A 12,468-nucleotide genomic window follows, 5' to 3' on the forward strand; every position below is an offset into this window, starting at 1 on the left:
GATCAGGTCCGGCAAGCGGCGGCCTGCACGAAGATTTGGCGCGGGTTGCCTACCCTTCGGACACCGCGCGGGCCCTATGAACGCGGCGATATCCTCGGCTTCGGCCGCGTGTTCGACATCCCCGTCCCCAGTGCTTGTGGCGGTGGTCTCCGCGCTGGTGATGAACCGCACCCTGGACGTTGCTGCCGCGATCCGGCATCACCTCGTGTGATCTCTTTGCGACGAGGGTGACGGCAGATGAGCGACGACCTTCACACGATCGGCGCGGGCGGCGTCACCGCCTCGGTCAAGGCTGATGGCGCCGAGCTGTGCTCGCTGAAGACGGCCGGGGGCCTGGAGTTGCTCTGGCAGGCCGGAGCCGTCTGGCCGCGCCATGCGCCATGGCTGTTTCCAATCGTCGGCCGACTCAAGAATGACCAGCTCCACCACCGCGGCCAGACCTATCCGATGGCCCAGCACGGCTTCGCCCGCGACCTGCGTTTCACCTGGCTGGAGCGCGGGGCCGAGTCGTGCGTGTTGCAACTGACCGACGACGAGACGACGCGGGTGCGCTATCCGTTCGCCTTCCGTCTCACGGTGAGCTACCGGATCGCCGTTGACGCGCTGGACGTGGCGGTCGAGATCGCCAACCCCGGTGCGGAGATGCTGCCCGCCTCGTTCGGCGGCCATCCCGCCTTCAACTGGCCGCTGCTCCCCGGCCAGCCGAAGGAGAGCTATCGGCTGATTTTTGCAGAGCCTGAGCTGGCGCCGATCCGCCGTCTGACCGGCGGTTTGCTGCGCGAGCGGCCGGAGCCCTCACCGATCGAGGGGCGCGTTCTCCCGTTGAGCGAACGCCTGTTCGACGATGATGCCGTGATCCTCGATCAGCCGGCCAGCCGTTCGGTTCGCCTCGTCGGAACCAGGGGACCGGCGCTTGAGTTAGCCTGGGATAATTTTCGTCAGCTTGGAATCTGGTCGAAGCCCGGCGGCGTGCCGTTCCTGTGCATCGAGCCGTGGCGCGGTTTCGCTAGTCCGCTCAATTTCGACGGCGAGTTCGCGGCCAAGCCCGGCGTCATGCATATCGCGCCGGGCGTCGCCGAGAGGCTACGCTGCCGCATCAGAATCGATTCCTCGAATTAGTATGACTTATCTCGCGAGCGCCCGTTTGCGTGCACAGCGGTAACCGTGATCAGCAGTTTTGGGCCTGGAAATGACGGCGCCGTGACCTACATGAGAGACGAGCGCGGAACTTTGGCTATGATGCGTCGAACGACCGGCGGTTGGCGGGCGCTTTCTCCGAACTGATAACGGTCGATTATCGAACATGATGCGTGGCGCGAACTCAGGCGCTCGCAGCCGGTTCTTGCAGCCGTGCGCCTTTGCCGTCAGCGGGCGCGCGGAGATCTCATGGCAGGGGCGCGCGTAAGTGGCGTTACGCGGGGGAACGGGAGGATGGGATGGTGTTGAGAGCTGTTGTCGGCGCGATTACATGCGCCGTGTTGCTCGCAGCGACCGATGCTGTGGCAGGGGCCTATCAGCCGGGTGACTTCCTCAAGCTCGATTTATCGAAGGCCGTGTTGTCGCCGGAGCCGCTCGGCCCCGAGGCGCATTTCGAACCCGTGCCCATCGAAGCCAAAACAGATCGACCTGCGGTCGCCGTCCGTTCTGCTGTTGACCCCGACGTCAGTTCCGGAATCCCGCGCGCCGTCGCCACCCGGCGGCCTCATGGTACGAGGACGGCCGAGCGGCCCCGCGGCGCCGCCCGCACCAAGCTCGTCCATCGGCGCGGCAATCCGCTCGACGCGCAGGCGATGGATACGCGCATTCAGACCTGGCCGTGCCGGCCTGGCAGCGGCGGCATCTGCAACTGGCGCTGATCGGCCGGTCTACCCGCGCGCCTGTTGCGTCCAGGAACCTCGCTCCCGACATCTTGATCGAGGTGGATGCCGGCTTGCTTGAACTCGCAAGCGGAGCGAAGGCAAGCTGAGCACTTCCCGCCAAGGTCTTGATGTTTCGAGGCTGCCGCCGGCGCTCGCTGGCGAGCGGCTCGCGCGATTCCAGGAGATTTCATGAACGCCATCGACACCCAGGGTATCCGCCTGCCCAAGCTCGGGCTCGGCACCTTTCGCATGCAGGGCACCGTCTGCCGCGAGGCCGTCGAGAGCGCGCTTGCGCTCGGGTACCGCCACATCGACACCGCCGAGATGTACGCCAACGAGGACGCGATCGGTGCTGCACTTGCGGCGACCAATCTGCCGCGCGCCGAATTGCATGTCACCACCAAGGTCTGGCCGGAGAACCTCGCGCCGGATGCGATCCGCCGTGCCTTCGACACGAGCCTCAAGAAGCTCCGGCTGGAGTTCGTCGATCTCTATCTCATCCACTGGCCGGCCAAGGGGATGAACCTGCCCGCCGCCCTGGAGACGCTGCTGAAGCTGAAGGAGGAGGGGCGCACGCGCGCGATCGGCGTCGCCAACTTCACCGTCGCGCTGCTGAAGCAGGCGGTCGAGGAGATCCAGGCACCTGTCGCCTGCAATCAGGTCGAATATCATGTGATGCTCGACCAGTCGAAGCTGATGGCCTACATGGCGGGCCGCTCGATTCCCCTGGTGGCCTATTGCCCGCTGGCGCAGGGACGGGCCGCCGCCGACGAGACGCTTGGGGCCATCGGCAGGAAGCATGGCGCCAGCGCCGCCCAGGTCGCGCTGAAATGGCTGTTGGACCAGGATGGGGTGGCGGCGATCCCCAAGGCAGCGCGCCCGGAAAGTCAGCGTGCGAACTGGGATGCGATGAAGCTTCAACTCGACGATGAGGATCGCGCCACCATCGCGTCCCTCCCGAAGGACAAGCGCTTCGTCAATCCGGCCTTTGCGCCGGACTGGGACCGCTGACGACCACGCGAAGCCCTGCAAGAACGGGCGTCAGAACGAACGCCACAGAAAATGGCCCCTTGCGGGGCCATTGCTGTGCCGAAGTTGCAGATCAGTCGCGCCGGATGATCACGGTGCGATCGTGATGGCGGTGGAAGGGCCGGACATAACGGTGAGGCCGGTACTCACGATGCATGCGGTATTCGGCGCGGGACCGATCCCAGCCGTGGTGGTAGTGATGGCCGCCACGCTTGATGACCACGGTCTCGGCATTGGCGATCGACGGTGCCGCGAGCGCGACGACCGCCAGGGAAGCGAGCGCGAGAGCGATTTTCTTCATGTTGTCCTCCAGAATGAAAGTGCGGGATCAACTTGAAGTGTGAAAGAACGTTCCGCAGGAACTTCCACGAAGTTGCTGAATGCACGTTCAGATTTGGTCTTCAAGCTCGCGGGCGAATCGCGGCGCCCCCTCGAGCCCGCCGCGTCAGTCGCATTTCCTGAGCGCTGGCGTCGGCTTGCCGTTGGCAACGAAGCGGCCGTCACGAATGGTGTAGCTGTCGTCCTCGCCGCGATTGAACACGGAGCGGATGTTGCCGTCGGCGGTCCGGGTGATCCCGTTCTCTCGCGTCTGGCGCGCTTTGGGCAGCACGATCGAGAGCACCAGCGTCTGGTCCGCCTCGACGCGTGCGCTCGCCACCTGGTTGACGTCGGACGGATCGTGGTCACGACGATAGATCAGGTGACGATCGTCAGTGACTTCGTAGGAGATGATGGCGCCGCGGCCCTTGACCGGCGGTGCGCTGCAGTCGGCGGCCCAGGTTCCGATCAGGCCCCAGGTCCGGGCGACCTCGACGGTGTCGTCGGCCCGGGCGGCAGACGCTGATGATGCGCAGAGGACGATTGCGATGAGAGGGCGGGAGATCGAAATCATGCGGTCTCGCGGGGATGACTGCCGTGACATCTTAATGCACTGCGTCAACGGCGCAACGACAGACCTGCGCCGAGATCGTTGGCACAAAGTCTCATTCTTTCCGGGCCGACCTTGATGGCGAGGGGGACAAGGCGCATGCTCCCCGCAACTACAAACAAGCGTGGGGAGGCTGACCATGTCTGCGCTGTCGCGCCGCAAATTCCTGCTGTCGTCCGGAGCGGCCGCCATGGCCGCGCTATCGGGTCCCGCCGGCGCCGCGATGGGGCCGGCCGACAAGTTCGATCTGGTGATCAAGGGCGGCGACGTGATCGATCCCAGCCAGTCGCTCCGAGGCAGGCGCGACATCGGGATCCGCTGGGGCGTCGTCGAAGCGGTCGAGCCCGAGATACCGGCCGAGCGGACGCTGCGGTCGATCGACGCCAACGGCCGGCTGGTGACGCCGGGCCTGATCGACCTCCACAGTCACGTCTACCCCTATGGTTCGGCGATCGGGATTCCCCCGGACGAACTGGTGCAATTCCAGGGCACCACGACGGTCGTCTCGGCCGGCGACGCCGGCGTCAACAATCTTGCGGCGTTGCGCCGCTTCATCGCCGCCCAGTCGCGCGCCCGCATCTACGCCTTCGTCCACATCGCCAACAACGGCCTGTCGGCGTTCCCTGTGGCCGAGCTCTACAACATCGACAACGCCCAGGTCGACGCCTGTGCCATGGCGCTGGCCGAGAACCCGGACTTCCTGCTCGGGGTCAAGGTGCGGATGTCGGAGAACGTGATCTTCAAGCACGGGCTCGAGCCGTTGAAGCGCGCTATCAAGGCGTGCGAGCTGTGCGGCTGGCCGGCGCGGATGATGGTGCATATCGGCGGCGTCGAGACCGGCGAGCTGATGTCACAGATCCTTGACCTGCTGCGCCCCGGCGACATCCTGACCCATGCCTATTCCGGCGCGCCGAATATGGGCGGCGCCTTCACCAACATCGTCCAGGACGGCAAGCTGCTGCCCGCGGCGCTCGCCGCCAAGCAGCGCGGCGTGCTGTTCGATGTCGGCCACGGCGGCGGCAGCTTCGATTTCACCGTGGCCGAAGTCGCAATCCCCGGCGGCTGCGGCCCGGACACCATCTCCTCCGACATCCATGTGTTCTCCGGCAACAGTCCGGGCATGCCGTTCCTGCCCAACGTGATGGCGAAATTCATCGCGATGGGATTTTCGTTGGAGCAGGTGGTGAGCATGGCCACCTCTGTGCCGGCCAAGATCATCAACCGTGCGCCGAAGATCGGCACGTTGCAGGTCGGCGCGCCGGCCGACGTTGCAATCATGGACCTGGTCGAGGGTCCCGTCAGCTTCGTCGATACCCGCGGCAACAAGCGCGACGGCAAGCTGCAGCTCAAGCCGGTGCAGACGGTGATCAATGGCGTGCCGTTCGGGCGGCCCTATCAGTCGCCCTTTTCGGTGCGGTGAGCGGCGCGCAAATCACTCGATCGCGCGCGTCCGCTCCACATTGGACGAGCGGAGCGGCACGCCGAACTCCTCCCGGCAGACATCGGCGAGCACTGCGATGCCCTCGCGGATCTCCTGATGCGAGGGGCTGGCGAAGCACAGCCGCAGGCGGCTCCGCGCATGCGCGGCGTCGGTGGACCATTCCGGTCCCGGATTGATCGAGACGCCGCGTTTGAGCGCTGCCTGTGACAGCTTCATCGCGTCAACCTGGTCCGGCAGCTTGACCCAGAGGAAGATCCCGCCCTTGGGTGGCGCGAACTCGGCGGAGGTGCCGAACTCCGCGTTGAGCGCCTCGATCAGGGTGTCCAGCTTGGCGCGCAGGCCCCGCACCAACTGCGGCACGTGGGTCGCGAAATGCGGCCTGCAATATTCCGCTAGCACCATCTGTTCCAGCGCGCCCGAGCCGGCATCGGTCTTGAGGGCCAGCAGCACCGACATGATCTCCCAGGGCGCGACCAGGAAGCCGACCCGCAGCGCGGGCGCGACCGATTTCGAGAACGAGCCGAGGTGGATCACGCCGCCATGATCGGACATGCCGTGGATCGCACGGGGCCGTTTGCCCTCCCAGATCAGGTCGGCGTAGCAGTCGTCCTCGAACACCGGCACGCCATAGGCGCGCGACAGCCACAGCAGCTCGGCACGGCGGCTTTCCGGCATGATGGTGCCGGTCGGGTTCTGCACCGTCGGAATGGTATAGATGTATTTCGGCCGGATGCCGCGATCCTTCAGATCGGCCAGCACCGTCGCCAGCGCATCGGTTCGCATGCCGTCCTGGTCGAGCGGGATGCCGATGACCTTGACGCCCAGTCGCGCCAGCCGCGCCAGCGTGCCCTGGTAATTGTCCTGCTCGACCAGCACGGTGTCGCCGCGCGTCAGCAGCGCCTGGTTGACGAGGTCGAGGCCCTGCAGCGAGCCGGACAGGATCATGATGTCGTCGGCGCGCGCCGACATGCCCGCGTCGCGCGTCAGCTTGGCGGCAAGAAAGTCCCGCAGCGGCCGGTAGCCTTGAGGCCCGTGCGCGAGGCCGTAGGTGGCGAGCGCGCGTCCCTCGCGGGCGAGCACGGCGTCGGCAGCCGCGCGCAAGCCCTCCACGGGCACGGCGTCGGCGTCGTTGTTGCCACCGACGAAGCTGTATTTTGCGAGTCCCGTCCAGCGCGCGGCCGGCGCGGGCAGGCCGGGGCTGAGGAGGGGTGCAAAATCGAATGCGGCCATGAGGCGCGGCTCCCTTGTTCTCGATTTGAGGCGACTTTAAACAGATACCAGGGCGCTTGTCCTGGCAGGGCAGGTCCTTTTCCCGGGGAAGGCGACCTTCGCGCGGCGGTTCCGCCGCTCTGGCGCGCGCCTGCGATCCCGGCTAAAGCAGCCCGGAAAAGCAGCGAGACTTGCAATGGCCGACTCGATCCAGGAAGTTCTGTACGCCTTCGCCAAGGGCGAGATGGTCGTCGTGACCGATGACGACGACCGCGAGGGCGAGGGCGATCTCATTGTCGCCGCCTCGCTCTGCACGCCCGACAAGATGGCGTTCATCATTCGCCATACCTCCGGCATCGTCTGCGCGCCGATCACGGCCGACGACGCGCGGCGGCTACGGCTCGACCCGATGGTCGCGCACAATGATTCCAATCACACCACGGCGTTCACCGTCTCGATCGACTACAAGCCGGACGGTGGCACCGGAATCTCGGCCGAGGAGCGTGCCTCCTGCTGTCGCGCGCTCGCCAATCCCAATGCCGGCGCCAATGATTTTGCGCGGCCAGGCCATATCTTCCCGCTGATCGCGCGCGACGGCGGCGTGCTGCTGCGCTCGGGCCACACCGAGGCGGCGGTCGATCTCTGCAAGCTCTCGGGGCTGCCGCCGGTCGGCGTCATCTCCGAGTTGATGAACGATGACGGCACGGTCATGAAGGGCGAGCAGGTCGTTCGTTTCGCCGCGGCCCACAATCTCAAGCATGTCACCATCGCCGATCTCATCTCCTACCGGCAGGCGCGCGAGAAGCTGATCGAGCGGGTGTCGACGTTCACGACCGACAGCCCGATCGGGCCGCTGCAGGGCTTCGCCTACCGCTCGCCGTTCGATCCGATCACCCACGCCGCGTTCGTCTACAACGGCATCGGCGACGGCAGGAACGTGCTGACGCGGCTGCACAAGCCCAACATCGTGAAGGATCTGATCGCAGGCCCGCAGCGTATCCAGGCGGTGCTGCAGCACTTCAAGCAGGCCGGTCGCGGCGTGCTGATCTATCTGCGCGACGGCGCGGCCGGCGTTCCCGTCGAGCCGGTCGAAGAGCCGCATACCGCGGAGGCCGATCGCCATCGGCAGTGGCGCGAGGTCGGCGTCGGTGCGCAGATCCTGCGTGATCTCGGCGTGACCTCGATCCGGAACCTGACGTCGTCAGCGCATGACTACAAGGGCCTGTCGGGTTTCGGCATCGAGATCGTCGCCAACGAGCGGCTTGAAGGCTGAACTTCCAGGATTTAACCTCTAGACTGCTGCGACCCGTGCGCAGCGAGACGCGAAAGGACCATTCATGAGCGCGCGCCCTCAGGCAAAGGACAAGCCGGCCCAGTCGAGCTTCCAGTGGGACGATCCCTTCCTGCTGGACGAGCAGTTGACCGAGGACGAGCGCATGGTGCGTGACACCGCGCGCGCCTATGCCCAGGACAAGCTGCTGCCGCGCGTGACCAAGGCCTATCTCGACGAGAAGACCGATCGCGAGATCTTCAACGAGATGGGCGAGCTCGGCCTGATCGGCATCACCTTGCCGGAGGAATATGGCTGCGCCAATGCGAGCTACGTCGCCTATGGCCTCGTGGCACGCGAGATCGAGCGCGTCGATTCCGGCTACCGCTCGATGAACTCGGTGCAGTCCTCGCTGGTGATGTATCCGATCTACGCCTATGGCGACGAGAGCCAGCGCAAGAAGTACCTGCCGAAGCTCGCCAGCGGCGAATGGGTCGGCTGTTTCGGCCTCACCGAGCCGGATGCCGGCTCCGATCCGGCCGGCATGAAGACCCGCGCCGAGAAGGTCGCCGACGGCTACCGCCTGACCGGCAGCAAGATGTGGATCTCGAACGCGCCGATCGCCGACGTGTTCGTGGTGTGGGCGAAGTCGGCCGCGCATGACAACCAGATCCGTGGCTTCATCCTCGAGAAGGGCATGAAGGGGCTGTCGGCGCCGAAGATCGGCGGCAAGCTCTCGTTGCGTGCCTCGATCACCGGCGAGGTGGTGATGGACGGCGTGGTGGTGCCGGAGAGCGCGCTGCTGCCGAACGTGTCCGGCCTGAAGGGGCCGTTCGGCTGCCTCAATCGCGCCCGCTACGGCATCTCCTGGGGCGTGCTCGGCGCCGCCGAGGACTGCATGCATCGCGCCCGCCAGTACACGCTCGACCGCAAGCAGTTCGGCCGTCCGCTGGCCGCCACGCAACTGGTGCAGAAGAAGCTTGCGGACATGGAGACGGAGATCGCGCTTGGCCTGCAGGCAAGCTTGCGCGTCGGCCGGCTGATGGACGAGGGCAAGATGGCGCCTGAGATGATCTCGATCGTCAAGCGCAACAATTGCGGCAAGGCGCTCGACATCGCCCGCGTCGCCCGCGACATGCACGGCGGCAACGGCATTTCGATCGAGTATCAGGTGATGCGCCACGTCGCCAACCTCGAGACGGTCAATACCTACGAGGGCACGCACGACGTCCACGCGCTGATCCTCGGCCGCGCCATCACCGGCATCCAGGCGTTCTTCTAATTCGCCTGGTCGATCTTGGGGACGGGCCCTGAGTCCTCGACTGTCATCGTCCGCGCAAGCGGACGATCCAGTATGCCGAGACGAGAGTGATCAGCCGATATGCCAGGGCGTACCGGATGCCCCGCCTGCGCGGGGCATGACGCCGGAGGAAGCGGGCCATTCAAGCGCCCGCGCAGAGTTAAGGGCAGCAGATGGCCGAGGAAGACGTCCCATTCAACCGCAACTTCCCGCTTGCAGCTGGAGTCGTCGAGGAGGTGCGTCCGGGCATTCGCCGCGTCCTCTGCAACAATCCGAGCCCGTTCACCTTCACCGGTACCGTCAGCTACATCGTGGGCACCGGTAACGTCGCGATCATCGATCCGGGTCCGGACAACGAGGCCCATGCGCAGGCGCTGCTCGATGCCGTCAGAGGCGAGACCGTCACGCACATCCTGGTGACGCACACCCACCGCGATCACTCGCCGAACACCGGCCGGCTCAAGGCCGCGACCGGCGCCACCGTCTATGCCGAGGGCCCGCATCGCGCGTCGCGGCCGCGCTACGAGAGCGAGAAGCACAGCCCGGAATCCGGCGTCGATCGGGACTTCGCGCCCGATGTCACCGTTGCCGATGGTGACGTGATCGAGGGGCAGGGCTGGCAGCTCGAGGCGCTGGCGACACCCGGTCATACCGCCAACCATCTCGCCTTCGCCTGGGGCGCGCGTAGCACCACCTTCGTCGGCGATCACGTGATGGGCTGGGCCACCTCGATCGTGGCGCCGCCCGACGGTTCGATGGTCGACTACATGGCTTCGCTGGAGCGGCTCGCCGCGCGGCCCGAGGAGCTGTATTTCTCAGGCCACGGACCGGAAATTCCGGAGGGACCGCGCTACACGCGCTTCCTGATGCGCCATCGCCAGGCGCGCGAAGCCTCGATCCTGCATCGCCTCGCCAAGGGCGAGGCCGACATCCCGACCATGGTGCGCGCGATCTATATCGGCATCGATCCGCGGCTCACCACGGCGGCCGGCTATTCCGTGCTGGCGCATCTGGAAGACCTCGTCGCCCGCGGCGTGGTCGCGACGGAAGGTGATCCGGTGATCGGCGGGACGTATCGGCTGGTGTAGCGAATAGGCGAAGAGGGAGTAGGGAGGAGGCAAGGAAGCACGGTCGTGCTCGACGTTCTCCCTGTTCGGTAATCCCTATTCGCCTCTCACTTCTTCACCGTCTTCGCATTCCCCTTCGCTGCCATGGGCGGCGGCGTCACCTTCTTCACCGGCTTCTGCGCCTCGGCCTCGCCGGCGCTGGAGAGATCCTCGATCAGCTTGGTCACGCGCGCGGCGTTGCTGCCGATATCTGACTCGAAATAGCGCGAGGCGGAGCGGACGTCGACGCGGGAATCCTCGCCGTCGGGCTGGATCCGGATCGAGATGTCCTCGCGAAAGCCCATGATCGGCGTGCGTGCGACCGCCTCGATGCGGCCGACGCGGCGCGGCGGCTGCGGCGCGCGCTCGTCGACCACGAACCATTTGCGCCGGTTGACCAGCTTCAGCGCGATCGCATAGGCACGATCGGGCGGCAGCTCGATCTGCACCGGCTCGATGTCCGGATAGAATTTCTGCTGCTGCTCGGCTGAATACAGCCCGGCATACACGGCCGTGTTGGTGCCGTCGCCGTTGCGCAGCGGCGCCAAGGCCTCGAAGCGCGGCGGATCGATCGGGTCGGTGGTGATGTCGTAGATCTTCGGCAGCTTGCGGTACTGGAGCGCGAGGTAGGCCGGATAGGCCAGCACCACGGCATCGATCATGAAGGCGAGCAGGATCCGGCTCATGCCGCGGCTGCCGTTGCGCCAGATCGCGACGAAGGCCGCGAGCCCGAGCAGGATCGACAGGACGGCAAGCCCCAGCGCTCCGAAGAACGTCGCCAGCGCCGGCTTCATCTCCAGAAAATCGAAGCGCAGGATCAGGATCGAGACCAGCACGGCGACGACCGAGAACACCGCCAGATTGCGGGTCCAGGTCGCGAGGCTGGAGATGGGCTCCGACAGATAGGGGGCGTGAAACCTGCGTGCCATCGTGTCAGGAACTGCCGGGTTGGGCCGCTGCCTGCGTTGCGCCGGGCGGCCGGGTCATCCGTGTGAGACCACGCGGAGGGGCTAAATTCAAGAGGGGTCTGGCCCGGAGAGGGCGGTTGATCCGTTGACTGCGTCAGGCGCTTGGGATGGGGCGGGCGCGCAAGGCCGTCAGCATCAACAGGATGGTTGCAACGGAGAATGCCGCGCCGGTCGCGAACGTCGCCTGCGACCCATAGGCTTGCCACAGCCATCCCGCCAGCAGGCTCGCGACCAGCAGCGCAGCGCCGGTCACAAGGTTGAACAGGCCGAACGCGGTGCCGCGCAGGTCCGGCGGGGCGGTATCGGCGACCATCGCCGACAACAGCCCCTGCGACAGCCCGAGGTAGAGGCCCCACAGCGCGACGCCGATCGCGGTGCCGATCAGGCCGGGCACGAAGGCCAGCGTCAGGTCGGCGGCTGTCAGCACCACGAGGCCGCAGGTCAGCACGTTGTTGCGGCCGATGCGGTCGGAGAGGATGCCGGCGGGCATGGCGACGCCGGCATAGATCAGGTTCATCAGCACGTAGACCAACGGGATGAGGGAGAGAGCGAGGCCGTCGGCCTGCGCCTTGAGCACCAGGAACGCCTCGCTGAAGCGGGCCAACGCGAACACCGCGCCGATGGCGACCACGATCCAGTAGGCTGATGGCAGCCGGCGCAGCTCGCGCGCATGGACCGGCCAGCCGGGGTGCGGCGCAGGCGCTGTCTCCACCGGCTCGCGCACGCCGAACAGGATCAGCAGCACGGCAAGCGTGGCCGGCAGCGCCGACCACCAGAACACCGCCCGGAAGTCGTTGGCATAGAGCGCCATCAGCGCCACTGCGAGGAGGGGGCCGGCAAAGGCGCCGATCGTGTCGAGCGCCTGGCGCAGGCCGTAGCTCGCGCCGCGGATGCCTTCCGGCGTGACGTCGGCGATCAGTGCGTCGCGCGGCGCCTCGCGGATGCCCTTGCCGATGCGGTCGACGAAGCGCGCGGCGAGGATCTGCCAGGATGTGCCGGCGAGCGGAAACACCGGCTTGGTCAATGCCGCCAGCCCATAGCCGATTGCGACCAGCAGCTTGCGCTTGCCGATGCGGTCGGACAGTGCGCCGGAGAACACCTTGGTGATTGCGGCGGTAGCCTCGGACACGCCTTCGATCAGGCCAATGGTCACCGTGGAGGCGCCGACCACGGTGGCGAGGAAGACCGGCAGCAGCGCGTGGATCAGCTCCGAGGAGATGTCCATCAGCAGCGACACCAGCCCGAGCGTCAGCACCGTCGACGGTACGTCGCGCCATGTCGTGGAAGCCGGGACGCGCGCTCTTGAACCCATGCCCATCTTCTAGATGCGGCCGAGACTGCCATCTTGCGCCACGTCA

12 protein-coding genes are annotated in these 12,468 nt (G+C 66.4%); 7 read left to right on the plus strand and 5 right to left on the minus strand.

All coding sequences use genetic code 11. The features are described 5' to 3' along the window. Window positions 1–237: 237 nt before the first annotated feature. The 3 genes from QX010_RS06405 to QX010_RS06415 all read left to right on the plus strand — a co-directional run bounded on the left by QX010_RS06405 (window position 238) and on the right by QX010_RS06415 (window position 2,870). The gene (locus tag QX010_RS06405) at window positions 238–1,119 is read left to right on the plus strand and encodes an aldose 1-epimerase family protein (RefSeq protein ID WP_316178334.1); all 882 of its coding nucleotides are present in this window, start codon (window positions 238–240) and stop codon (window positions 1,117–1,119) included. A 317-nt stretch (window positions 1,120–1,436) separates the two neighbouring features. Then, window positions 1,437–1,856 (plus strand): hypothetical protein, encoded by a 420-nt coding sequence (locus QX010_RS06410; RefSeq protein ID WP_316178335.1) that lies wholly within the window; start codon window positions 1,437–1,439, stop codon window positions 1,854–1,856. A gap of 192 nt (window positions 1,857–2,048) precedes the next feature. Then, window positions 2,049–2,870 (plus strand): aldo/keto reductase, encoded by an 822-nt coding sequence (locus tag QX010_RS06415; RefSeq protein ID WP_315802291.1) that lies wholly within the window; start codon window positions 2,049–2,051, stop codon window positions 2,868–2,870. 91 nt (window positions 2,871–2,961) lie between these two features. On the opposite strand, the gene QX010_RS06420 is transcribed toward QX010_RS06415, so the two are convergent. Next, the gene (locus tag QX010_RS06420) at window positions 2,962–3,189 is read right to left on the minus strand and encodes a hypothetical protein (protein WP_315802292.1); all 228 of its coding nucleotides are present in this window, start codon (window positions 3,187–3,189) and stop codon (window positions 2,962–2,964) included. A 144-nt stretch (window positions 3,190–3,333) separates the two neighbouring features. Next, complete coding sequence (locus QX010_RS06425; protein ID WP_315802293.1) at window positions 3,334–3,780, minus strand: hypothetical protein; 447 nt, start codon at window positions 3,778–3,780, stop codon at window positions 3,334–3,336. A gap of 175 nt (window positions 3,781–3,955) precedes the next feature. Here QX010_RS06425 and QX010_RS06430 point away from each other — a divergent pair, with 175 nt between their 5' ends. Further along, entirely contained in the window at window positions 3,956–5,236 is a 1,281-nt protein-coding gene (locus tag QX010_RS06430; protein WP_316178338.1) for an amidohydrolase/deacetylase family metallohydrolase, read from the plus strand. 12 nt (window positions 5,237–5,248) lie between these two features. Here the strand turns inward: QX010_RS06430 and QX010_RS06435 are convergent, their stop codons facing one another. Next, a complete protein-coding gene (locus QX010_RS06435; RefSeq protein ID WP_316178340.1) occupies window positions 5,249–6,487 on the minus strand; it encodes a PLP-dependent aminotransferase family protein in 1,239 nt (412 codons plus the stop codon). 175 nt (window positions 6,488–6,662) lie between these two features. On the opposite strand from QX010_RS06435, the gene ribB reads away from it, so the two are divergent. The 3 genes from ribB to QX010_RS06450 all read left to right on the plus strand — a co-directional run bounded on the left by ribB (window position 6,663) and on the right by QX010_RS06450 (window position 10,124). Next, window positions 6,663–7,739, plus strand: a complete 1,077-nt coding sequence (gene ribB / locus QX010_RS06440; RefSeq protein ID WP_316178342.1) for a 3,4-dihydroxy-2-butanone-4-phosphate synthase — start codon at window positions 6,663–6,665, stop codon at window positions 7,737–7,739. Window positions 7,740–7,803: 64 nt separating this feature from the next. Next, window positions 7,804–9,018, plus strand: coding sequence for an acyl-CoA dehydrogenase (locus QX010_RS06445; protein WP_315802297.1), 1,215 nt, complete (start codon window positions 7,804–7,806; stop codon window positions 9,016–9,018). A gap of 191 nt (window positions 9,019–9,209) precedes the next feature. After that, the gene (locus tag QX010_RS06450; RefSeq protein WP_315802298.1) at window positions 9,210–10,124 is read left to right on the plus strand and encodes an MBL fold metallo-hydrolase; all 915 of its coding nucleotides are present in this window, start codon (window positions 9,210–9,212) and stop codon (window positions 10,122–10,124) included. An 86-nt stretch (window positions 10,125–10,210) separates the two neighbouring features. Here QX010_RS06450 and QX010_RS06455 read toward each other — a convergent pair whose 3' ends face one another. Together QX010_RS06455 and QX010_RS06460 are read right to left on the minus strand one after the other, a co-directional pair. Beyond that, window positions 10,211–11,071 carry a DUF1499 domain-containing protein gene (locus QX010_RS06455; protein ID WP_315802299.1) on the minus strand — a complete coding sequence of 287 codons (861 nt, stop codon included), beginning with the start codon at window positions 11,069–11,071 and terminating at the stop codon, window positions 10,211–10,213. 133 nt (window positions 11,072–11,204) lie between these two features. After that, the gene (locus QX010_RS06460) at window positions 11,205–12,428 is read right to left on the minus strand and encodes an MFS transporter (protein ID WP_410051463.1); all 1,224 of its coding nucleotides are present in this window, start codon (window positions 12,426–12,428) and stop codon (window positions 11,205–11,207) included. Window positions 12,429–12,468 lie beyond the last annotated feature (40 nt).

It is taken from the genome of Bradyrhizobium sp. SZCCHNRI1009, from assembly GCF_032487575.1.
Classification (GTDB): Bacteria; Pseudomonadota; Alphaproteobacteria; order Rhizobiales; family Xanthobacteraceae; genus Bradyrhizobium.